The organism is Candidatus Zixiibacteriota bacterium, assembly GCA_036480375.1.
In the GTDB taxonomy this organism is placed as follows: Bacteria; Zixibacteria; MSB-5A5; order GN15; family JAAZOE01; genus JAZGGI01.
In genome coordinates this window covers 170223-194592 of record JAZGGI010000003.1, presented here as the reverse complement: position 1 = coordinate 194592, position 24370 = coordinate 170223, and the positions used below count along the sequence as shown (strand labels likewise).

Here is a 24370-nt window from a genome sequence, read left to right as displayed (position 1 = left end):
TCAAGAGACTAAATGGTAAAAAAAACGGGATTTACAATTTCATTTTCAAGGGTGGCTTCGGGGACTTTTTTATCCCGCTTGCTGGGTTTGGTCCGAGAGCAGGTGTTTGCCCATCTTTTTGGCGCCTCATTAGCGGCCGATGCTTTTTTCGCGGCCTATCGCATTCCCAACTTATTGCGTGACTTGTTTGCGGAGGGGGCTCTTTCTTCGGCCTTTGTGCCGGTTTTTAAACAGGAATTTCAGGAAAAAGGAAAAGAACCGGCTTTTGAACTGGCGCAGGTCAGTTTTTCGGTTTTAACGTTAGTGGTTTCGGTCGTATGTATTGCCGGAGCAATATTGTCGCCTTATCTGGTTAAAATTATCGCTCCCGGTTTTTCGGATATTTCCGGTAAGGCTGAATTAACCGGTCAGTTGACCGCCTATATGTTTCCTTTCCTGTTATTGGTAGCCTTGGCGGCTCTGGCGATGTCAATCCTGAATTCCCTTGATAAGTTTGGAATTCCGGCTCTGGCTCCGGCGATGTTTAATATCGGGGTTATTACCGCCGCTTTTATAATCTGCCCTTATCTTGAGCGGCCCATATTCGGTATTGCAGCCGGAGTACTACTCGGGGGTACGGGGCAATTTTTAATTCAGGTTCCGAGTTTGCTGAAATCCGGATTTAGATTTCGGTTTAAGCCTCAATTCAATCATCATGGTTTGAAACGCATCGCCAAATTAATGAGTCCGATGATTGGGGGATTGGCCGCGGGACGAATAAATATTTTTGTTAATACACTTCTGGCGTCACTTTTGGCCGCCGGTTCGGTATCTTATTTGACCTATGCCTATCGGATTATGCATTTGCCGCTCGGGATTATCGCGGTAGCTCTGGGTACCGTTGCTTTGCCCAAAGCTTCGGCGTTGGCGGCGATGAATGATGAAGATGGTTTGATAAGAGTATTTTATCGAGCGGTACATTTGTGTTTTTTTCTGGTCTTTCCCGTTGCCGCCTTTTTCATAGTCGCCGGGGATGAAATTATCGGTCTCTTATTCGAACATGGGCGATTCGTTCAAAACGATACTTATAATACTTATCGAGCTTTGAAATGGTTTAGCGTCGGACTAATTGGTTTTGCCGGAGTAAGAGTTACTGCGCCGATTTACTACGCCCTCAAAGATGCTGTCAATCCGATGAAATTTTCAATTTATGCCGTCCTTATAAATCTGGGAGCGAATTTTATTTTTATCAGACTTTGGGATTTCGCCGGTTTGGCGGCCGCGACGGCTCTCGGCGGAATCGTTAATTTTGGTTTACTGGTATTTTATCTTCCCGCAAAAATAAAAGGAATAAAGATCTCGGCGGTTTCGGTGTTGTTTATAAAATCGGTGATGGCCGCCGCTTTAACCGGGATTCTACTTAGTAATATAAAAGAAATTGGCTGGTTCATCGCGTTGGGAGATAGTCTATTTGGCCGCATTGAGAAAATCTCGATTTTATTAATTATTGCCGCAATAGGTTATTTGCTTGTTTCCTTTGCATTCAGGAATATTCCGAAATTAAAAGATAAAGCTGCTATCGATAAAAGGGAAAATGACGTCGTTTAGTTTTCGATTTCCCGCTGTTTTTGCCCTGACCGGTATCTTTGCCGGGACAATATTGGGTAGGTATGTGGTATTCAGTATGCCGTTAATGGTCGTTATTTTAATCGGAGCAATGTTATTATTGGTAACGTCATATTTTCGATTGGATGCCCGGTATTTTTCCATCTCACTGATTTTGTTTTTATTGTTCGGATCTTATTTAATGGCATCTCAAAAATATCAGTATTTCGCGGCGGATGACATTGGACAATACGTGTCTGGTTCCGGCTCTGTGAGGATTTTTGGGAAAATAGAAAAATGGCCGGTTTTAAAACAGCATAAGACAATTCTTACGTGCCGGGCCGATTCAATCATAGTTCGGGATTCGGTCAGACCGGCATCCGGGTCAATACTGGTAAACGTTCGAAGAGAAACGACTGAGTTTATGCTGGGGGATGCAGTCTCATTTTCGGGAAGACTATACAACCCTTCCGGGGGAAATTATCCGGGGCAATTTGACTATCGGGAATACCTGGCGAATAAGGGCATCAGGGGAATTGTTTATATATCAAATCCGGTTTTAATACTTAAATCTGAGAAAGAAAGCAATGTCTGGGGGAAGGCAATTTCATCACTCAGAAAATGGGTGCTTGATTGTTTCCAATCTAACCTGACCGAAATTCCAAACGCTCTGGCCTCGGGGTTTTTAATAGGAGAAACCCGCGATATCCCTGAGGATATTTATCAGGCTTTCCGGCGGACGGGAACTTTACATCTATTGGCTGTATCGGGGTCGAATGTCGCTTTGGTACTGATCGTAATCTCAGTTTTTCTTAAGGTATTCGCATTTAAAAAAACTACCAGGTTATTGATTCTCATATCAGTTGTTGTCGTCTTTTCACATCTATCAAACAATCAACCTTCGGTCATTCGCGCTTCGGTTATGGCCATCCTAATAATTTTCGTCAGATTTTTATACCGCCGGGCTGATCTAAACAACATTATCGCCGCCGCGGCATGTCTTTTGATATTATATGATCCTGCCAATTTATTTGATATTGGTTTTCAATTATCATTTGCCGTGACATGGGGATTAATTTTGTTTCTGCCAAAGGTTAATTCCCTCCTGGTGGGTTATTCAATCTCTTCAGCTTATCGCTATTTGTTATTAGTAACCGGTTGCTCATTTATCGCTTCTTTGGTTTCGGCTCCGATAACTCTCTTTTATTTTGGGGAGATGTCACTGGTGACGGTGTTTTCCAATTTACTAATCGTACCTCTGGTTTCGGTAGCGGTTATCGGCATAATGATTCTTCTTACGGTGAATTTAATTTTCCCGCCGCTGGCGATAATTGCCGGAGCTTTGCTTGATCGACTACTCATCATAATTAATGAGTTGGTAATTTGGTTCGGGAGCTGGGAGTTTTCAGCTATAAGAATGGCAGAAGTCAAGGGCGAGTATTCTATTTTTGCATTGATAATTTTGACGATGGTATTTTTCGCAATAACTTCAAAATCACTACGGCGCTTATTGGTTTTTTCAATCTTACTGGGGGGAGTATGCTTCTTCGGGGAGGGCATATTTGCCAAGGAAAAACCAATAGCATCGATTGAGATATATAATCGGGGAGCGACCCAGAGCGTAATTATAAATTCCACGAATAGATTGGCCATATTTCATCAGAGCCGGGCTTCTCGTTATGATGATTTCAGCGCCAATCTAATACCATATTTAACCGATCGGGACGAACCGTTTCCGGAAATATTTATATTGTTCGAGCCAAAATATCGGACTTGGCAGAGGATGGCGGAAGGATCCGAATTTGGCCCTGACATCGTTCTCTATCCGGTCAATGAATTTAATTTTTCCAACCCATCAATCTGGTCGATTGCCGAAAAAATACGCATGGTCGAAAACGAGGCGATTTATGAAATTCAAATTGGTCCTAATGTCGCCTTAATTCAAATATCCGATTCATCGGAAATTATAATAGCCGATTCACCGGCGGATCTGAAGCGATTGCCTGAGAGTTTAATTAATCACTGCAAATGGTATATAATTTTTATAAATAGTGATAAGAGTCTTTCGGAATTACTATTACGAAATGACACCGATAAGGCGGTAATTCTCTTTGAAAGACATGAAAGATATTATAAGATATGGCAGGATAATGACTTTGATGAATTATATCCCGGGATGAATGACAGAATCATCTTATCAGGTTCAAATATCACGATATTCCCCTGAAGTGTTGGTCATTTCCAATATTTTGTACCAATCTGCCCAATATAACGGTAAAGATATATGACCTACATCCCGATAAAAAGAAAGAAATATTGGTTTACGTGCATTTTAAATTAGTGCAGTCTAACATATTAACAGCTAAGGCGATATGGGACTAACAGGCAACCTAAAGACGGTATCGTTTTCCGATGTACTGCAATTGCTGTCTACCGGAAAAAAAACAGGTGTACTAACAGTAATGACGGGGTCGCGCAAAAAAGAAATCGCGTTCTCGGAAGGCAATATTATATACGCTTCTTCGGTAAACGCGAATGAAGATCTTCTTGGAAATTTGCTATTAAAGCGTGGCAAAATCAATAAGAAAGATTTAGAACGCGCGATCGCACTCCATAAATCTTCCGGCCGAGCCCTGGGAGCTACTCTTATAGATATGCAGCTGTTTGATAAGGATGAAGTTTCCGAATGCCTGCAAATGCAGATCGAGGAAATTGTCTATAATCTTTTCAGCTGGGTCGAGGGCGATTTTTCATTCGCTGAAGGGGAATCTCCGCAAAACGCCTCATTCCTGGTTAATTTGTCAACTATGAATATCATCATGGAAGGCACGCGGAGGATCGACGAATGGCTCGAAATACAAAAAGTTCTCCCGCCCAATAATATTCTTTTGCGAGTGCGCCTAATTCCTAAAGTTAATTCAGATGAGATTACTTTATCCCTCGATGAGTTTAAAATATTGACGTTGATAAGCGGAGAACGAACGTTACCGGAAATAATCGAGGCTTCTCCGATAGGTGAATTTCCTACCTGCCGGGCATTGTATCGACTCATTTTGAATTCGCTCGTCGAGGGGGCCGGTAAAACCGCCAATGATAATATCGGACCGGATGAGGATGAAGAAGAAATAATTTTGGGAATTATCTTTAGACTCTACAACACTTGTTTTCTGAGGACCCGCAAGGTAATTGAGGAAGTAGTCGGGACGACCAATCCCGGGTATAACAAATTTATATCAAGCTTCAGACAAGGATTATTGGTGTTTTTCCCCGGGTGTGATATAAATACCGAATCGGGGCCGTCGCTGGAGAGATTTTTACAGGAAGTTAAGAAAATCCCGGAAAAGGTACGGATGCACCGACTTCTATCCATGCTGGAAGATATGTTGCATGAACAGCTTGAATATATATTTATGCAATTTGGACACGGAGCCTTTCGCAACGCGGTTGGGAAAGTCAAAAAAGAAATTTCCGAACCATTGGCTATGCGAAGAGAACTTGTAAAGAAATTCCGTCTTGATGATAATTTCTACTATTCCATCAGAAAAGCGGAGAGAACCATAAAAATGATATCGGGTGACTCATGAAGTATAAACCTGGACTTGGGATATTGCCGTTGACGATGATTATGGCCGAATCGGCGTTTGCCGCCGATTTTAATGTTTTGGGAAGCATACCGGCCATCATCAATATCGTGATTCTGATAGGCGCCTTAGCCTGCCTGTCAGTAGCGATAAAACTATTTGGATTGGTCAAGGGGGGAGCTCTGGCTAAAGGCTGTCAAATGTGGATAATTTCATTCATTACGCTGACAGCAGGTCAGGTGTTAATCCTGGCTCAGGAACTCAAGTTGTTCACATTAACTTTCGATATAGCCGGAATACTATATGTCGGAACAGTGATATTATGGCTCATCGGACTTATGCACGCCCGCCGCGTTTTGGGTTAGGGTATTTTTGTTTGACTCGAATGAGGCCATAGGCTATTATCGATTGGATATGCGCTAAACAAAGGTATTAAAATTTTGGATGGATCATAATAATGATTGATCGGTCAAATATTGATGAACGGATCGCCAAATGTACTAAGATATTGGATGAAAATCCCGGCTCACAGATTTTCGCCGCTTTAGCGGAAGCTCATCGCAAAAAGGGTGATCTTGATAAGGCCTTTCGCATTTGCCAGAATGGTTTGAAAATCCACCCCGATTATGGTTCCGCTCATCTGGTAATGGCGAAAATTAACATGGATAAGGGGATGTACGATTGGGCCGAGACTGAAGCGGTGCGGGCAGTGGAACTTGACGGCGAAACCCGAACTACCGAATTGCTTCTTTCCGAAATATTTATTTATAAGAATGAGTTTAATAAGGCCTGCCGCCTTCTGGAAAAGCTTCATGAGGGTGATCCGGAAAATGTGCATATTAAGAAGCTGCTTGAAATTGCCCGGAAAATACCCCTTGAACAACCAAATCAACCGGATGCAAATCATGTTGCGCCTGCTCCACAAGCCCCTACGGTAAGGATTTCACCGACACCTCAAGAGCGCGACCATCCGGCTCCGGTACAGACAATAACTCAAGAGGCTCCTCCGGTTCAGGCCGATATGAACTATAAGCAAATGTTGAGAGCCCTGGTTGAGACGCCCGGGATCGAGGGAGTATTGATAATAAATAGTGACGGTCTGGTCATTGAATCGATTTGGAATGTGTCGGGCGATACGGATTTGGTCGGAGCCCTTGCTGTTGAAACGGCGCGGTTTACGACTATTCAAATACGAGAAGGCGGATTTGGGCAATTACAATCAATGATGATAGAAACACCCAAATCCTTGTATTATATGGCCGGCATAAAGGGTAAATTACTTGCAATAGTATGTACCGAATCGATTAATCTCGGTTCTCTTAAGATGAAACTGACTAATTTGTTGCCACGGCTGACGCAGTAATCAAAAGGATCTGTTATGGAAAAGAATATTAAAAGTCTTATACTGCTCGCATCGCTGATTTTGGTAGTGATACCGATGGTTATTTTCCCCAATAAATTGGGATTGCCGTTATTATCGGCTTCGGCCTTATATATGCTCTATGAGATGGCGTTCTACGGTTTCGTTTTATATTCCTTCCGCAGAGAGATTCCGCTGATAACTATTCTGATTGGTTCGGCGCTAACAATGGTGTTTCGGATGGGATTGGGGGCAGCGTTTGGCCTGGCTATTATAATAATGTATGGACTCGATAGCTCGGTTGCTTTTTCTCTCGGAATGGGCAAATATTTACCGGCCATAATACTTCATGTAGTTTCAGCTCCTTTTGTTTTACGCCCGGCGTATTTGCATTTAGCATCCAGTTTGAATCCTGAAAGGCCGAAAAAATTCGTTTTTGAACCTCATATTGAAGAGAAAGAGACTGTTTCCTCTGAAATCACCGAGCCTATTGCCCCTTTACAGTCGCAAAGTTTCAGTGAAATGGAGACCGATAAGCAGATATTTGAAGTTACATCGACCCCACAAGCGGATGGCGATAATCAACTGGAGAGGGCTGTGCAGTATATCGGAGAATCAGCCGCGGTTAAGATGTCGCTCCTTATAGATGAAGAAGGTCTTACTCTGGCTAATTTTAGTCGCTGTGATGAAGATATAGAATTGTGGGCTCCGGCCGCGATCATTATTGAAAATGAAAATCGAAGATTATTGAATCACTTTAGTCCGGTAGGAAATCCCAGTAAGCTGGATATCACGACAAATAATAAGCGTATTATTATGCGTCGGATAGAGAGATTTATCTTGATGGTTATGACTGAAGAAAATATAGATGAGACCATTCATATTCGAATGGCTCAGGCTGCGGATATGATCAGAAAATATATCAATGAACGATACAGCCCGGCTTTGTTTGTCAGGGTGGAGGATCAATATGTATCAAATTCTTGAGGGACTAAACAAGACGAGCGGAATAATCGGCAGTATGGTTGTTGGTAACGATGGAATTGTTATCGCGGCCGACCTCAACACTCAAATTGAAGAGGATGCGATCGGCGCCCTGGCTGCGTCGGTTATTTCCAATGTGCAAAAATCGCTTGATCGGCTCCAGTCGCCGCCCTTGAAGCAGGTTACGGTTGAAGCTGACAACGCCAAGTTATTTTTCAGTGAAGTGGAAATGGGTGTTTTGGTAGTTATTACTGAGCCGGAAGTCAATATTGGATTAGTCCGGCTGGAAATCAAAAACGCGATAAGTAAATTAAATAATCAGGAAGCAGTTTACTAAGAGAAGATACATGGTATCAATAAATTACGCATCGAGAGAAGTTAGCTGTAAAATCGTCTATTACGGTCCCGGTTTATCGGGTAAAACGACAAATTTGCAATATGTGCATGCCAAGGTGCCGTCTGATACGAAGGGTAAGTTGATTTCGCTGGCAACGGACTCTGACCGGACTTTGTATTTTGATTTCCTACCAATTAATATTGGAAAGATAAACGGTTTTGACGCCAAATTTCAGCTCTATACGGTACCTGGACAGGTTTATTACAATGCCACCAGAAAGCTCGTCTTACGCGGTGCTGACGGAGTTGTTTTTGTGGCCGATTCGCAACCGGATAAACTGGATGAAAATATCGAATCACTGAATAATCTTAAGGAAAACCTGGCCGAATACGATTTCAAGATCGATGAAATGCCGTTTGTCATTCAATATAATAAACAGGACTTACCCGGAGTGTTAAGCGCAGAAGAGCTTCATGCCGCTCTAAATGCCTGCAACTGGCCTGAATTTTGTGCTTCGGCGACAGAAGGTTTTGGCGTCTTTGACACCCTGAAGTGTATTTTGAAGTTGGTATTGGATAAGGCCAAATCAGCTGGAGCAGGCACCCAGCCCAGCCAACCTGCCGCAGCCCCGGCTCAACCTAAGGCAAACGCCGCATCGGCTCTTCAGCCTCAAGCTATTCCTCAATCACCGCCTCCGCCGATTCCTCAGCCTCAGGCACAGCCGGCCCCGTTACCTCAATCCGGGCCTGTTCAACCGCCTCCGGAACCGATTGCTCAACCAGCACCAGCGCCGGCCTCCATCGTTCCTGAAAAACCTGTCCACCCGATACCCCAGCCGGTCGCTCCGGCCGCGTCTATGACTCATAATACGTCGGTTCCATTGGAGCAGGTCACGCAGCAGACGGTTGTGCCGCCCGTGCCCGAATCCCCGGAACAGCCCGTTGAATTTCAGCGCGAGCCGGTGGAGCAAAATATAGAAAAAGCTCCGCCTCCCAAGCCCGCTTACAGGCCGTTCCCGGGCAATACGACGGAAGATGAAGAACGAATGAAAGTAACGCGTCAAACGAAAAGTGATAAATTAGAAATAACCAAAGCCGAAACTAATAATCCGAGCATCGGGGATGAAGAAAAGGTTCAGTCTTCACATCCTCAAATGGCGCCTTCGCTGCGAGCCGAATCGACCGAAAAACCCCAAAAGTGGTCATTCTTCAAGCGATTGTTTGGATTAAAATAAAGGGGAGGAAATTCCCGTGAGTGATGATAGTCTGATATTATATGAGGAAGAGATCGAGCGGATTGATTCTTTATTGACCAAACTTTTGAAGGGCGCGGAAGCGAAATGCGCCCTATTGGTTGATAAGGACGGCCACCTCATCACGCGCCAGGGATTTACGCACTCCCTGGATACGACCGCCCTGGCGGCGCTACTGGCCGGTTCGTTTGCTTCAACCAAAGAGATCGCTCGACTGGTTGGAGAATCTGAATTTTCGGTCTTGTTTCATCAGGGCAAGAAAGACCATATCCACATGTCAATCGTGGGCGAGCGTTCGATAATGGTTGTGATTTTTGACGATCGCACAACAATAGGTATGGTCCGCCTGTACTCCAAGGAAGCATCGGAAGAGTTGGCCAAAGTGTTTACACAAATTTCGGATCGTTCCCACCAGGAGCATCCGGAAGTGTCAGCCGATTTTGCTGCCTCGGCGGGCGATAAGCTGGATGATATATTTAAGGATTGAACCTGAGCAGAAAGCAAATCGCGGCCGCCGCGGCAGGGAAGGCGCGGCGTTGATATATTAGTTTAGCGCATCGCCCCCTGATCCCGCCCGCGTTCCGCGGATTTATATACAGGGCACATTTACAGGAAAGTATACATGCATCACCGGAGAGACATTAATGTCCGCTGAATTAGGAGCCATGCTGGTAAAGGCCGGCAAAATTTCCGAAGATCAATTGGAAAAAGCGCTGGCCATGAAAGAGCAAAATAAGGAACATTTTGGCGAAGCTCTCGTCAAAGTGGGAGCTATTGGCAGCGAGGAAGAGCTTTCCGATTTTATCAGCAAGCAATTGAATATGGGGTCATTACGTCTCGCTGACGTAGAGTTAAACCCTGAAATTGTTGCCCTGATTCCCAGTGATATTGCCCGGAAATTTAATGTTATCGCCGTTTCAAAGCTCAAGAAAACTCTCATCGTCGCCATTGCCGACCCTAATAATGTTTATGTCCTTGACGCCATTAAATTTATCACCGGATGCAATGTACAGCCGGTTATTTCTCCCGAAAATTCCATCAACAAGGCAATTGAAAAATATTATCGTTCGGATAGCGGGGTTAGCGAAATCCTCAAAGGTCTTGAAGATGAAGAAGAACTCGAAGTCGTTTCCGTTTCCGAGGACGAGCTCAGCGAAAGCGATTTGCAGTCGGCGGTTCAGGACAAGCCGTTGGTTCGCCTGGTTGATTCAATTATCAAAGAAGCGGTCCGTACCGGGGCATCCGATATTCATATCGAAATGTACGAAAGACGGATTCGCGTTCGCTATCGAATCGATGGTAACCTTAAGGAGATGGATCCGCTGCCGTTCAAATACCGGGCGGCGATTATATCTCGTATAAAAATCATGTCGGAGCTGGATATTTCCGAACGGCGTTTGCCCCAGGACGGACGCATCAAAATTAAACTCGATAATCGCACCGTTGACCTGCGTGTTTCGGTGTTGCCGACCATTTTTGGCGAGAAGGTGGTTATGCGAATTTTGGATCCGCAGGCTTTGATGGTCGATATGACCAGGCTCGGATTTACCGAATATTCGCTGAAACGATTCGATAACGCTATTCATCTACCGTTCGGGATTATTCTGGTAACCGGGCCGACCGGTTCCGGTAAGACGACGACGCTATATTCGGCTTTGAAACAGATCAATACTGAAGATATTAATATCATGACCGCCGAAGACCCGGTGGAGTTTAACTTCGACGGAATTAATCAGATAGCCGTCAAATCGGATATTGGTCTGACGTTCGCCAGAGCGCTACGGTCTTTCCTGCGACAGGACCCCGACGTAATCATGGTCGGTGAGATTCGAGATGGTGAGACGGCCGAGATCGCCATCCGCGCGGCGCTAACCGGACACCTTGTATTTTCGACCCTGCATACCAACGACGCGCCCTCATCGATAAATCGACTTATCGATATGGGCATACCCAACTATCTGGTATCTTCGGCAACGCGGTTGATTATGGCTCAGCGTATGACGAGAAAATTATGTCTCAATTGCAAGAGAGAATATACTCTCACCGATGAAGATATTCAGAACCTCGACGTTCCCGAGAGCTGCATCACAACCCGGGATGTTTTTGAATCGCCCGGCTGCAATGATTGTAACGGCACCGGTCAATCGGGTCGAGCCGGTATTTTCGAAGTTATGCCGGTTTCGGCGGCAATTGAAGATTTAATACTGAAAAATGCCACCGATGTTCAAATTCGAAACGAGGCTATTGAAGAGGGCATGCTGACATTGCGTATGGCCGCGCTTGATAAGATGATGAACGGCTTGATCAGTCTCAAAGAAGTCTTCGCCGTGACGGGTACGTAAAAGACCGAAATTCCTTTTAACAATCCATCAATAATTATTGAGAATAAGAATTAAGCCTCTTAAAAATGTCATGCCGGAAACTTTACCCAACTTGTTTAAGCACAACAGCTTATTATTATTGTTTTAAATCGGTGTCACTTAAGATTTTCTATTGATTTACCGATAAAATTAATGATACGATAGAGGCGCAATTCCGCTATTTATTTAGTTGCTTTATTTTAGGAGATAACATGGTAACCTTGAGAGATCTTCTCCAGGAAATGGTTAAGAAGGGGGCCTCCGATTTGCATCTTACGGTTGGGATTCCGCCTATGACCAGAATTGATGGAAATTTGGTTCGGACCGAGCATGAAGTTTTGACTGCTGAAATGACTTTGAAGCTGGCTTATAGCATCATGAATGAGAAACAGCGGAAAAAATTCGAAGAAAACAATGAGCTGGATTTGTCGTTTGGCCTTGAGAGTTTGAGTCGATTTCGTTGCAATGTTTTTCGTCAACGGGGAAACATTGCCGTGGCCATAAGGCAAATTCCATTTAAGATAAAAACTTTTGAAGAACTGGGATTGCCGAAAGTAGTTTCCGAAATGGCGAATTTACCGCGCGGTTTGGTTCTCGTAACCGGTCCGACCGGTTCGGGCAAATCGACTACATTGGCTGCTATTATTGACAAGATTAATCGTGAGCGGCATGAACATATTTTGACTGTTGAAGATCCGATTGAATATTTGCATCGGCATAATAACTGTCTTGTAAATCAAAGAGAGGTATTCAGCGATACGCCATCGTTCGCGTCGGCGTTAAAATACGCTTTGCGTGAAGATCCCGATGTTGTTCTTGTCGGTGAAATGAGAGATCTGGAAACAATCGAGGCGGCTTTGAATATTTCAGAAACCGGCCATCTCGCATTCGCGACTCTGCATACCAACTCGGCCGCCGAATCAATAAACCGCATTATCGATGTATTCCCGACCAATCAACAGGAACAGATTCGGGTTACCTTATCGTTCACACTGCAGGCGGTTGTTGCCCAGCAATTAATCCCCCGCATGGGCGGCGGGCGAGCGCTGGCATTGGAAGTGATGGTATGTACGCCCGCCATCCGGGCCATTATTCGCGACGATAAGATTCATCAAATATATAGTATGATTCAGTCAGGGCAGAAGTATGGGATGCGCACGATGAATATGTCTCTGGCCGAATTATATCGTACGGGGAAAATAACCATGAATGACGCGACGGGACGCAGTTCCAATCCGCAGGAATTGAATGAGCTTTTATCCAGACAACCGTCGCCCGCGTTTGCGTAAGGAGTAAATTGTATGCCGGAATTTGAATATAAAGGTAAGACATTGGCCGGAGCCCAGGTCAGCGGTACGCTAAAGGCTAAGAATCAGCAGGATATGGAAAGAGTTCTCAGGCAGAATAGAATACTTGTTTCCAGTATTCGCAAAAAACCGGCGGATATAGCGATCAAATTCGGTACCGGAATAAAAAAGCAGGATATTTCCCGCTTTACTCGTCAATTCGCGACCATGATCGGTGCCGGCTTGCCGATGATTCAATGTCTGGAGATTCTTGCTTCTCAGGTCGATTCGGTTGAACTGCGCAAAGTGTTAAATAAAGTAAAGGAATCGGTGCAGGGCGGCACAACTTTGTCTGACGCTTTGGCCCGTCATCCCAAAGTATTCGATCAGCTATATACCAATATGGTTGAAGCGGGCGAGATGGGCGGCGCTCTTGATGTGATTCTCGTCAGGCTGGCGGTTTATCGTGAAAAAGCCGATGCCTTGATACGCAAGGTTCGCGGGGCGATGATGTATCCGATCGTTATCAGCGTCGTGGCGACCGGTGTTACGATCGCTATGCTGACTTTCGTCGTACCCGTGTTTGCCAAAATGTTTGAAGGTCTCGGGTCGGAATTGCCGGGACCGACTCAAGTCATTTTGGGAATATCGAATTTTCTGGAAACAAGGTTTATGCATATTATAGGCGCCATAATCGCTCTTATTGTCGGCTATAAGCTTTACGTCAAAACGCCCAAAGGCAGGTATAATACCGATAAGGTTTTTCTGGCGTTTCCCATTTTGGGTACACTTCTCAAGAAATCAGCGATTTCAAGGTTTTCGAGAACCCTGGGAACCTTGCTCTCATCCGGTGTTTCGATCCTGGAAGCGCTTGATATTACCGCCAAAACGGCCGGAAATAGAGTAATTCATGACGCTATCAAAAAATCAGTCTTATCCATTGCCGAAGGTGATACAATTACCGCTCCTTTGAAGGAAACCGGCGTATTTCCTCCGATGGTAACGCAGATGATTTCAGTCGGTGAAAAAACGGGCGGATTGGATGAGATGTTAAACAAGATTGCCGATTTTTATGACGAGGAAGTGGACGCCGCGGTGACGGCTCTGACATCGATTATTGAACCAGTGGTAATTGTATTTATGGGTATTATTATTGGCGGTATTTTGATTGCGATGTATTTACCGATGTTCGACATCATAGGAAAAATCTAAGCGGATTGGGCGGGCCGGTCGGCCCGCCTTTTTCTTATGAGTCTATCACAGACATATCCCGGGATTAATGTTGGCTGGTTTGCGCCGTTGCGGCTGATGAATTTTTGCCTTATATTCTGGGCTATCGTTGGATGGCTTGGGTTTCCTTCATATACTCAGACTTCATTTTATTTGTATTGCTTCGTTACCCTGGCGGCTTTGATTTCCCAGGTATTCCTGCGCCGTACCGACTATCGACTGCTGTTTCGGGTTCTAATCGCGCTGACGTTTGTGGCTGAAATCGTCAATGAGGCGGGCATTGTATATTCGACGGGGAGTCTCTATTCGCCGTTTTCAATACTGTTTTTACTTACGATCGTTTCGTCGGCCATGGTCTATCGCCTGGTCGGAACGTTGTTAATCGCTACTTGCGCAAGTCTTACTTTTGCTTTTGTCACCGGGATAAATATAAATCTTCCGGTTCAGGAAAACCTGTTTTCGCAACCGTTGGGCGGGAGTTTTTTTAATGCCGATGACGCGCATTTTTATTCCACCTTTTTGCATATTTTGATATTCTACCTGGTTGCCTTTATTGCCGGGTATCTCGCCGAAAAGCTGCAATCCAAGGGTATTGAGCTCGACTCGGCTTCGGCTGCCCTCAAAAAGGCAAGACTGGAAACCGGGGATATTCTCTGGCATTTGAATTGTGGTTTGGTAACGATTGATCAGGATGGTGAAATCGTCTATTTTAATCGAACCGCCGAATCAATTTTGGGATTGAGTGAAGCGGAAGTTTCCGGAAAGCATTGTCGTGGAATTTTCGTAAATCAATTGACACCTCTCAGCGAAAATCTAATGGCTGTCCTGAATTCCCAGCAACGATTGTCGCGTTCTGAATTTGTTATAAAACGCGGCGACAGCACAGAGGTCCCGATCGGTTTATCGACCTCGACTCTTTATGATGAGAAATTTGATACGCGCGGAGTGATTGCCATCTTTCAGGATTTAACCGAAGCGAAAATGTTTGAGCAAAGAATAAGGCAGGCCGATAAAATGGCCGCCATCGGTGAATTGTCGGCCTGCATTGCTCATGAGATTAGAAATCCCCTGGCATCAATCTCCGGATCGGTGGAGGTTCTCAAGAATTCTTTATATCTTGAGGGCGATAATGATAAACTGCTTTCATTAATTATCAAGGAATCAACCCGGCTGAACAAAATCCTTTCCGACTTTCTTCTCTACGCATGTATCAATCGCCTTGAATTGCGAAAGGTAGAGATTCTCGGGCTTATTTCGGAAGTGATTGAAGTAGCTCGTCGTCACCCGTCTTATAGAAATAATATTCGCATCCGGCCCATTTCGCATGAAAATGTAGTTTACATTTCCGGGGATGAAGACTACTTAAAGCAGATGCTGATAAATCTTCTAGTAAATGCATTCGAAGCCATAGGTGATTCCGGGGGCAGCGTTCAAATTGAAACGGATGCCGAATTGGATAACGGAGAAATAAAATTATCCGTTCGAGATACCGGGCCGGGCATTCCTTTTGAGCAACTGGGGAAGGTCTTTATGCCTTTTCATTCTACAAAAAAATCCGGCTCCGGACTCGGGTTATCAATAGTCTCACGCCTGGCCGACGCGATGGAAGGGCGTGTTGAGGCATCATCCGAGCTCGGATTGGGTACCGAGTTTTGTCTATATCTCAAAAAATACGATAAGGCGAATCTCAATGCCGAAATGGATAATCAAGGACATGAATCAATTACACAATTATCATAAACACATCTGCAACCTCTTAAAGTAATGAACATAAATCTCAAGGAACTTTTGCTTGATTTTTGGGTGTAATGTCTTAATTTGTGGCCAAATTCAACAGAGGTAACATATATGAACAAAGCGGCGTTGATCTTTATTTTATATAGTCTGGCGATTATTATGTCAGGCTGTCAGGGCGGGAGTAAAATAGATGTTTCAGGCGAAGAATCTCCGGTCGATACAACACGCCCTATTATTTTCGCCGATAATAATTTCCTTCCCATCGATATAGACATGATGGCTCAGAGGTTTAATGAAGATCAAATGCCCATGTCGAAAACAGTCATTGATTCTGTGACGGCTATTGAGACCGTCTATAATTTACTGCTCGATTCACTCCTCGCGGTGGACGCGGCTAATTTTGATTTGTCCACTCAGCCATTGTTGGAAAAACAATATAAAGACATGTACGACGATTTTCTGATACGGTTCTTTTATGATAATCATATTGTCGCGAATGTAGTAGTTGACGATTCGATGGTTTATGTTACATACGAGCAGATGAAAGAAAGATTTATCAGTCCGGAGAAATATCGCGCCCGCCATATTGTCATATCAGGATATAATCTTAAATCAGGAGAGGATTCGCTAAAATATAAAGGTAAATCGGACGCCGAACTGGATGCTCTCGCCAGGGATATGGTAATGGAGTTGAGGCAAAGAGCGATTAATGGAGAAGGATTCGATACCCTGGCGATCATGTATTCGTATGACGAACGGAGCGCCGGTATCGGGGGAGATCTGGGTTATTTTGAACTTTCCAAGATGGTCGCGCCCTTTGATTCCGCGATCCAGCACACACCGGTGGATTCAATATCGGGAGTCATAAAAACCAAATATGGATGGCACGTGATAAAGGTCGAGGATCATACTGAAGAGCATTATACCCCGGTCGATTCATTATATGATGGAATATTAGAGTATTTGAAAAAACAGCAAGCCACTATTAACGGGCAAGCATTTTTGGATACTCTAAGGGCTGATGCGAATATTTATTTTGATACCGCGGCAATAGCAATTAATGATACATTGCATGAATATTCAGATATTTTGGCGATTGTAAACGCGGATGACCCGGGTAATCGGGTTGATACGATAACATTTAATGAATATCGCGCCCAAATAGGTCTCTATATGAAAAGAAATGGCCTGGCATATCCCCTCGGTATCTCCGATAAGATTGAGGCTATTCGTGAATTTGTGTTGAAATACGTGATTATTGCCTATGCCACGGAACATGGCTACGCCGATCATCCTGATTTTCGAAAATGGTCTGATGGGACTATTTTAAAGTATGGAGTGGCTACTCTCAAAAAAGATTTACTGGAGGATGGTTACGAGCTGACTGAAGATGAGCTTTTAAGATATTATAACGACAATATTGAAAAATACAGGGCCGATAGGCCCTTAAAAGTACAACATGTAATATTTTCTGATTCAAGTTTGGCTATCCATGTTCGCGATGTTGCCAATTCTGGCGCCGATTTTATGGAACTGGTCGATCAATACTATCCGGGTGACCCGGATATCAAACGGGCCGCGGCGAATCTTGGATATATTGGGGAAAGGGATATGCCCGGCGCATTCTGGAGGAGAGCGTTGGCAACGAAGGTTGGAGAAGTTTCGCGTCCCGTTAAAACGGAATATGGATATCATATTATCAAAGTTTTGGAAAAGACCCCGGATAAGGAATTTGCGGCGGTAAAATCGGGGATTAGAAAAATGATGCTGGATAATCACAAACATGATCTAATTTGGGAATTTGTTGAAGGCCGGCTGAGCGAACCGCCGAAAATTTATTGGGATAGACTGGGTGATTTATATCGCAAACCGATAAATCCTTAATGATTTCGAGTTATTGTATTAACTTATATGAATGAAGCAGAAGAAATTACGCTGGCGGCAGAATTTATCCGCAAGGGCATTCATCTCTTTGCGCTCGTAATTCCCATTGGTTACGCTTTGGTTGCTTTTCAGACGGCGGTCTTCGGGGTGGCCCTGGCCGCGGTAGTTGCGATACTCATAGACATCTCAAGATTCAGGCAATGGAAAATCTGGAAATATCTTTCGATCATCTTAACACCTATTATCCGGGATCATGAAGTCAAAGGCGGATTTACCGGCGCCAGTTATATTTTAACAACTGCGGCCTTGTGCATCATATTTTTTCCTAAACCGATCGCTATTGCGGCTCTGGTTTTTATAATAATCGGCGATACCGCCGCGGCTCTGATAGGACGCAGGTTTGGAAAACATAAACTTTACAAAAAAAAATCAATTGAAGGCTCGCTGGCGTGTTTGATTTCGTTGGTAGCGGTTTCATTTGTGATTCCGGGATTACCGACGGCAGTTGGCCTGATCGGCGCCTTAACCGCCACTTTAGCCGAAGCTTTTTGCGGCAAATTAGATGATAATTTATTTGTACCGATCAGTTCCGGATTGGTAATGCTGGGGATTATGAATTTAATGAACTATCCGGGAGCGATTTTTTTTGCGGCGTTTTGATTATATTATGAAATATGGAAAAGCGTTGAATAAATTGTATAACGGGGTATTATTATGGGTAAGAATGAATTTATTGATTTAAGATCCGATACCGTCACCAAGCCGAGTGAGGGAATGCGGACGATAATGTCTCAAGCGGTTGTGGGCGACGATGTTTTTGGTGATGATCCAACCGTTAAAGAACTTGAGCGAAAGGTCGCGGAATTATTGAATAAAGAGGCGGCCGTTTATGTTCCTTCGGGGACAATGTCCAATCAAATCGCGTTATATACCACCAGTGACAGGGGCGATGAAATTTTATGTGAGACCGGATGTCATATCGTTAATTATGAAGCCGCGGCGCCCGCGGCGATTTCCGGACTTCTGGTACATTTATTGCCCGGAGATAAAGGCATCCTGTCGGCGGAAACGATAGAGCAAAATATCAGACCGATAAATATTCATTGCCCACGAACGAAAATAGTCGCGCTGGAAAATACTCATAATCGCGCTGGCGGGACAATCTATCCCAAAGAAACAATTGCGGAGATCGAAAAGGTCGCCCGGAAAAACGATCTCTGGATGCATCTTGATGGTGCCCGACTCTGGAACGCTCATGTGGCGACCGGGATTTCGCTGGCGGAATATGCTTCATATTTTGATTCAGTTTCGGTGTGCCTGTCAAAGGGACTTGGTGCCCCTATCGGTTCGGTTCTTTCGGGCTCGGAGGAATTTATTGAGCGGGCGAGACGGACGCGGAAAATGTTCGGCGGTGGGATGAGGCAAGTCGGGATTATCGCCGCGGCCGGGATTTACGCTCTCGAAAATAATATCTCCCGTCTGGCTTATGACCACATGAACGCAAATACTCTCGCGGCGGGCATGTCTCGTGTCGACGGATTGACGATTGATATGGAAACAGTGCAGACGAATATTGTTATCGTTGATATTGATCCGGAGATATATACGGCTGAGACATTTATTGAGGCGCTCAGGAAAGAGGGAGTTTTATGCGTGCCGTTCGGCTCCGCTCGAGTTCGATTTGTCACTCATCTTGATGTTAATGAAGAAGATTGCAAAAAAGCGGTCGAAGCCGTCGCCAAAGTTATGTCGGCCGCCGGATAAATTCGAAAAAAATAATAAAGCCCGAATCCAAAAGGATTCGGGCCGGAAGAAGTCATGAAAAAGGATGGTGTTGTATGCGCAACTATCCTTTGTCAAACCCTCAATATAGAGGGCAATGTTTTTTACGATTGAACCTTAAGGATGTTCCCAAACAGGGAAGTGATTTTCGAATAGATTAATAATTGTTGACAAAACCTAAGGATAAACGGAAATGGATAAAATAAAATTTACAATTCTGGGATCGTCAGCGGGGATGCCGCAGGCTGACCGGGTTAATTCGGGTTATGTTTTGGATGTTGATGATGGACTTAATCAATTTGACTGTGGAGGAGGAGTGTCTTCGGCGTTTCGACGGCAGGGCTTTGATCCTATTGATGTAAAATCAATAGTTATTTCGCATACTCATCCTGACCATATATCCGATTTGCCGCTTTTTGTTCAGATGCAGTATCTGGCGGGGAGGCGGGATTCGATTGATATTTATCTCCCTTCTGAAATCATCCGGCCGATTAGGGATTATTTTCATGCCCTATATCTTTTTCCGGAAAAGTTGCCGTTTGAAATAAATTTCCTGCCGGTGAACAAAGGGGACACTATCAATCTTGATGGTATTTCTATTCACCCCATTCTCAATACGCATCTTATCGGTCATGCTGATTTGATTAAAGATTTTGGATTTAAAAATCAGATGCAGTGTTTTTCGTATTTGATTCACGCCAGCGACAAATCAATAGTTTATTCGGCTGATTTGGGCTCAGAGAAGGATTTGGGAGCTTATCTGACTGATGTCGATTTGCTCGTAGTCGAATCAACCCATATTGAAATTGCGAGTATGATAGATATGGCTCTGGATTACAATGTTGGAAAAGTCGTTTTGACTCATCTCGCCGAAGATTTTGATACCAATGGTGCAATCGCGCAGGCCCAAAAAGCCGGATATAAGAATCTTATTATTGCTCAGGATGGAATGCGAATTAAACTTTAAGATTAGAATTCAATATTTCCAGATATAATAAATTATTACGAATAACCAGAAAATTGTCGCGGTATAGATGCCGAGCATGAAATTACCGCAGTAAAACGGCCTCTTTTTCATCGCTTTGGGGGTCTTAAGATCGGCGTGACAATGCGGACAGCGAACGGCGCTTTTGTCAATAAATTCCCTGCAGAAAGGGCAGGTTTTGGTATTGCGGGCATTGTCGGAGTCGAATAGCATCAGTTATCCTGATAAATTGTCAATATTTTTTGCCGTCAGGTCACACCCGCCTTCGGCGTCCAAGACCTGACGGAACATATTTAGATTGCCGCGTCGTCCCGCTTTCACGGGACTCCTCGCAATGACCCTCCGATACTTTTTCAACATGCTCTGAAGAATCTGGCAAGTTTACTCATCCTTTTTTGCGTCATCGCTTGAGCCTGAAGCCGCAAAGCCGATATTTGATTGCTGCTCTTTGCCGTGTATTTTGATTTCGCCGAACTGGTTTTCGAATTTTTTAATATTGTCCTCCAACGCTCCCAGAAGCATTTTGGCGTGCGATGGAGTCATAATAATTCGCGAATAGACCTTGCCTTTACGAGTCCCCGGCATAAGGCGGGCGAAATCGAAAATAATCTCCGAAGGCGAATGTGAGATCAGAGCCAGGTTGGAGTAAATTCCTTCAGCTTCCTTGTCGCCCAATTCAATATTAATCTGCGGTTTCTGCGGTTTCATAAAACCTCCGTTCCAAAGCGGTCATCGTGTGAAAAATGTAATTAAAGCCAAGCGCCAATTCGCTTGCGATTTGAATAAAAGCTAATATATTATCGGATTAAGTCAACCAAAATCAAGGTTCGGACTCAATGACGATTGATAAGATGAAAGCCAAATCGATAATAGATAATATTGGCGGAAATGAAATCGCCGTCATCGGCGATGTTATGCTCGATGAATACCTCTGGGGAGAAGTCGAACGGATTTCGCCTGAGGCGCCGGTTCCGGTCGTTCAGATTAATCGCGAATCATCGTCGCCCGGGGGCGCGGCCAACGTGGCAGCCAATATCATCGGATTGGAGGATAAACCGCTTTTAATCGGAATAGTCGGCAACGATAGCCCGGCGTCGATTCTCGATTGGCTGCTCCGCGAACAGGGCATTGATACGGCCGGGTTAGTAACCAATCCTCAACGACCAACGACGATAAAAACAAGGATTATCGCTCATAATCAGCAGGTTGTCAGGGCGGATAAAGAGGTTCGGTCGGATATTTCGGAAGAAATGGAATCCCGGGTGATGTCGCTTCTTGACGCTCGAAAGGATGGATTGAAAGCGATCATTATTTCCGATTATGGCAAAGGTATGATAACCAAATCGCTCTTGAAAGAGTTAATAGATTTCAGTCTCAAAGAAGACATTTTTATCGCCGTCGACCCCAAGGATGGAAATTTTCCGCTTTACGGAAAAGTATCTTTGATAACTCCCAATCATCATGAGGCGGGACGCGCTTTTGGGCTTAAAATAACCGATGAGGAGTCATTAAAAACCGTCGGTGAAGGGTTGATGAAAAAACTCGATCCTCTCTCAATATTGGTCACTCTCGGCCTGAAGGGGATGGCTCTTTTTCAAAGGGGCAGTGACCTACAGATTATTCCTACAATGGCTAGAAAAGTATATGATGTTACCGGCGCCGGAGACACGGTAATCGCCTCTTTTGTTTCAGCAATCGCTGCCGGAGCTTCGTTGGAAGAGGCGACCGTTATTTCCAATCAGGCGGCCGGAGTTGTGGTTGGGGAAGTCGGGACGGCCTTTATCACAAAGAGTAAGCTGACGAACTCATTTGCGGAAAGTATATAGCTGTTCATGAGTGATATTATAGGCAAATTAGCGGCGCGAAAAAATATCGGAAAATTATGCACGCGTTTGCGAGCACGCAGACAAAAAATCGTATTCACCAACGGTGTATTTGATATTTTGCATATCGGTCATGTCCGTTATTTGCGGAAGGCAAAAGCACTCGGTGACGTTTTGATTATCGGGTTGAATACCGATAAATCGGTCAAAAAATTTAAGGGGTCAGGCAGGCCCTTAAATCGTCAATCGGATCGCGCCGGAGTGTTATCTGCTCTGGAATGTGTTGATTATATCGTTTATTTTTCCGAACCGACGCCGCTAAAACTAATTCAGCTAATTCGACCGGATTTCCTCGTCAAAGGAGCTGACTATAAAATTAAAGATATAGTGGGAGCGGATTTTGTAAAATCCAGTGGCGGGAAAGTTATACGGATAAAATTATCTGTCGGTCGCTCCACCACAAATCTTATAAAAAAGATAAAAAGTCTGTGACAAGAGATTTTTATTTCAGGCTTATGAAAGCGGAATATAGCTCACTTTGATTGTATAAACAGGAAAAAGGGCGCCCTCAAGGTTTTTCGTAAGTTTTTTGGAGAATTACCACAAAGAGAAGATCGGAGTTAGATATGACGGAAATTACACGCAGGAAGTTCCTTAAAACGGGGGCTAAAGGAGCCGTTTTAATCAGCGTACCATATTTCTTCAGGCTAAATCCAATGGCGGTGTTAGCAGCCCCGGAAGATGATTTGATGTCGGTATCCGATTATTTTCAGCATTTTGGCGTTAATGGAGCCATTATTAGGGAAGTTATGGAAACGGCTCTGTCGCGCGGTGGAAACTATTGTGACCTTTTCTTTCAACACAGTATTAATACTTACATCGGTTTGGAAGATGATGTTGTTAGCCGAGCTTCAACCTCGGTGGATTTTGGAGTTGGTATACGAGTGTTGAAAGATGATCAAACCGGTTATTCATTTACCGAGGAAATAACCCCCGAAGCGATGAAATTGGCGGCCCGAACCGCGGCCAATATTGCCTCCGGTCCCGCAGGTACGACGGCGACTCAGTTCTCGGCCAGAATACCGGCCGATTATTATCCGATTCGAACATCCTGGGAGTCGGTTGAGATTGACAAGCGTATTCCCTTGATACAAAAGGCGGGAGAATTGGCTCAATCCAAAGACTCTCGGATAGTTAAAACCAGGGCATATTTGAGCGACGGGGTATCTTATATGTTGTTGGCCACCTCGGAAGGTGTCGTTTCCTATGATTATCAGCCAATGATGAGGATAAGCATCTCATGCACTGCCGAACAAAACGGTAAACGTGAAAACGGCTCCCATAATCTCAGCGGGAGAAGGGGAATTGAATTTATCACCGATGATAAAATCGAGTATATGACCCAAAAAGCGGTGGATCAAACGGTCGGTCTATTCGATGCGGTTAAACCGGAAGCCGGGGAGATGCCGGTTGTTTTAGCGGCGGGGAGTTCCGGAATATTGTTGCACGAGGCGATTGGCCATGGGATGGAAGCCGATTTCAATCGCAAGGGAACTTCGATTTTTGCGGATAAGATGGGCAAAAAGGTCGCGGAGAATTTTGTATCAATAGTGGATGACGGTACAAATCAACATATGAGAGGTTCCATAAATATCGATGACGAAGGAAACGAGAGCCAAAAAACGGTTCTGGTAGAAAACGGTATCCTCAGAAGTTACCTTCATGATCAAATTAGCTCCAGGTATTATAAAGTTAAGCCGACCGGTAACGGTCGCCGCCAGTCGTTCCGCCATCAGCCCCTGCCCAGAATGAGAAATACTTATATGCTGCCGGGGCCTTATAAAAAAGAAGAAATTATTGCCAGCGTGAAAAAGGGCATTTTCGCCGAAACATTTGCCGGTGGACAGGTGAATATTGGACCCGGCGATTTCTCGTTTTACGTTAAAACCGGTTTTCTAATCGAGGAAGGCAAAGTTACCCGGCCGGTAAAAGATATTAATATCATAGGAAATGGGCCAGAAGTTCTGGGCCGGATATCAATGGTCGCCGATGATTTTAAATTTGCCGAAGGCGGCTGGACTTGCGGTAAATCCGGTCAGAGAGTACCTGTTTCAGTAGGATTGCCTTCCGTTTTAGTCTCATCAATCACAGTCGGCGGAGTAAATTAACCCAATGCGTTTAGATA

21 protein-coding genes and 1 pseudogene are annotated in these 24370 nt (G+C 44.4%); 20 read left to right on the top strand and 2 right to left on the bottom strand.

Annotation, left to right across the window (positions count from 1 at the left end):
* Positions 1-12 precede the first annotated feature (12 nt).
* The 17 genes and pseudogenes from murJ to V3V99_00815 all read left to right on the top strand — a co-directional run bounded on the left by murJ (position 13) and on the right by V3V99_00815 (position 20344).
* Positions 13-1587, top strand: a complete 1575-nt coding sequence (gene murJ / locus V3V99_00895; protein MEE9441211.1) for a murein biosynthesis integral membrane protein MurJ — start codon at positions 13-15, stop codon at positions 1585-1587.
* Complete coding sequence (locus V3V99_00890) at positions 1574-3811, top strand: ComEC/Rec2 family competence protein (GenBank protein MEE9441210.1); 2238 nt, start codon at positions 1574-1576, stop codon at positions 3809-3811. The genes murJ and V3V99_00890 overlap by 14 nt, the downstream gene beginning before the upstream one ends.
* A gap of 145 nt (positions 3812-3956) precedes the next feature.
* Complete coding sequence (locus V3V99_00885; GenBank protein ID MEE9441209.1) at positions 3957-5168, top strand: DUF4388 domain-containing protein; 1212 nt, start codon at positions 3957-3959, stop codon at positions 5166-5168.
* Positions 5165-5530 (top strand): hypothetical protein, encoded by a 366-nt coding sequence (locus V3V99_00880; protein ID MEE9441208.1) that lies wholly within the window; start codon positions 5165-5167, stop codon positions 5528-5530. The genes V3V99_00885 and V3V99_00880 overlap by 4 nt, the downstream gene beginning before the upstream one ends.
* Positions 5531-5622: 92 nt before the next feature.
* Complete coding sequence (locus V3V99_00875; GenBank protein MEE9441207.1) at positions 5623-6528, top strand: roadblock/LC7 domain-containing protein; 906 nt, start codon at positions 5623-5625, stop codon at positions 6526-6528.
* A 15-nt stretch (positions 6529-6543) separates the two neighbouring features.
* On the top strand, positions 6544-7512 hold the full coding sequence (locus tag V3V99_00870) for a hypothetical protein (protein MEE9441206.1): 969 nt from the start codon (positions 6544-6546) through the stop codon (positions 7510-7512).
* Positions 7496-7846 carry a roadblock/LC7 domain-containing protein gene (locus tag V3V99_00865; protein ID MEE9441205.1) on the top strand — a complete coding sequence of 117 codons (351 nt, stop codon included), beginning with the start codon at positions 7496-7498 and terminating at the stop codon, positions 7844-7846. Before V3V99_00870 ends, V3V99_00865 begins: the two co-directional genes overlap by 17 nt.
* A 10-nt stretch (positions 7847-7856) precedes the next feature.
* Positions 7857-8432: pseudogene (locus V3V99_00860) on the top strand (ADP-ribosylation factor-like protein).
* 664 nt (positions 8433-9096) lie between these two features.
* The gene (locus V3V99_00855) at positions 9097-9585 is read left to right on the top strand and encodes a roadblock/LC7 domain-containing protein (GenBank protein ID MEE9441204.1); all 489 of its coding nucleotides are present in this window, start codon (positions 9097-9099) and stop codon (positions 9583-9585) included.
* Positions 9586-9742: 157 nt separating this feature from the next.
* Positions 9743-11440, top strand: coding sequence for a type IV-A pilus assembly ATPase PilB (gene pilB, locus V3V99_00850; GenBank protein MEE9441203.1), 1698 nt, complete (start codon positions 9743-9745; stop codon positions 11438-11440).
* Between the two features lie 230 nt (positions 11441-11670).
* A complete protein-coding gene (locus tag V3V99_00845; GenBank protein ID MEE9441202.1) occupies positions 11671-12747 on the top strand; it encodes a type IV pilus twitching motility protein PilT in 1077 nt (358 codons plus the stop codon).
* Between the two features lie 12 nt (positions 12748-12759).
* On the top strand, positions 12760-13956 hold the full coding sequence (locus V3V99_00840) for a type II secretion system F family protein (protein MEE9441201.1): 1197 nt from the start codon (positions 12760-12762) through the stop codon (positions 13954-13956).
* A 36-nt stretch (positions 13957-13992) separates the two neighbouring features.
* Complete coding sequence (locus V3V99_00835) at positions 13993-15714, top strand: ATP-binding protein (protein MEE9441200.1); 1722 nt, start codon at positions 13993-13995, stop codon at positions 15712-15714.
* Positions 15715-15822: 108 nt separating this feature from the next.
* Entirely contained in the window at positions 15823-17595 is a 1773-nt protein-coding gene (locus tag V3V99_00830) for a peptidylprolyl isomerase (protein ID MEE9441199.1), read from the top strand.
* 27 nt (positions 17596-17622) lie between these two features.
* Complete coding sequence (locus V3V99_00825) at positions 17623-18255, top strand: diacylglycerol/polyprenol kinase family protein (GenBank protein ID MEE9441198.1); 633 nt, start codon at positions 17623-17625, stop codon at positions 18253-18255.
* A gap of 54 nt (positions 18256-18309) precedes the next feature.
* Complete coding sequence (gene ltaE, locus V3V99_00820; protein MEE9441197.1) at positions 18310-19359, top strand: low-specificity L-threonine aldolase; 1050 nt, start codon at positions 18310-18312, stop codon at positions 19357-19359.
* Positions 19360-19570: 211 nt separating this feature from the next.
* Positions 19571-20344 (top strand): MBL fold metallo-hydrolase, encoded by a 774-nt coding sequence (locus V3V99_00815; GenBank protein ID MEE9441196.1) that lies wholly within the window; start codon positions 19571-19573, stop codon positions 20342-20344.
* A 9-nt stretch (positions 20345-20353) separates the two neighbouring features.
* Here the strand turns inward: V3V99_00815 and V3V99_00810 are convergent, their stop codons facing one another.
* Together V3V99_00810 and V3V99_00805 are read right to left on the bottom strand one after the other, a co-directional pair.
* A complete protein-coding gene (locus V3V99_00810) occupies positions 20354-20575 on the bottom strand; it encodes a hypothetical protein (GenBank protein ID MEE9441195.1) in 222 nt (73 codons plus the stop codon).
* A 168-nt stretch (positions 20576-20743) separates the two neighbouring features.
* Positions 20744-21070, bottom strand: a complete 327-nt coding sequence (locus V3V99_00805; GenBank protein ID MEE9441194.1) for a DUF3467 domain-containing protein — start codon at positions 21068-21070, stop codon at positions 20744-20746.
* 128 nt (positions 21071-21198) lie between these two features.
* Here V3V99_00805 and rfaE1 point away from each other — a divergent pair, with 128 nt between their 5' ends.
* From rfaE1 to V3V99_00790, 3 genes are all read left to right on the top strand, one after another.
* The gene (rfaE1, locus tag V3V99_00800) at positions 21199-22188 is read left to right on the top strand and encodes a D-glycero-beta-D-manno-heptose-7-phosphate kinase (protein ID MEE9441193.1); all 990 of its coding nucleotides are present in this window, start codon (positions 21199-21201) and stop codon (positions 22186-22188) included.
* Between the two features lie 6 nt (positions 22189-22194).
* The gene (gene rfaE2 / locus V3V99_00795) at positions 22195-22677 is read left to right on the top strand and encodes a D-glycero-beta-D-manno-heptose 1-phosphate adenylyltransferase (protein MEE9441192.1); all 483 of its coding nucleotides are present in this window, start codon (positions 22195-22197) and stop codon (positions 22675-22677) included.
* 134 nt (positions 22678-22811) lie between these two features.
* A complete protein-coding gene (locus V3V99_00790) occupies positions 22812-24353 on the top strand; it encodes a metallopeptidase TldD-related protein (protein ID MEE9441191.1) in 1542 nt (513 codons plus the stop codon).
* The last annotated feature ends 17 nt before the right edge of the window (positions 24354-24370 follow it).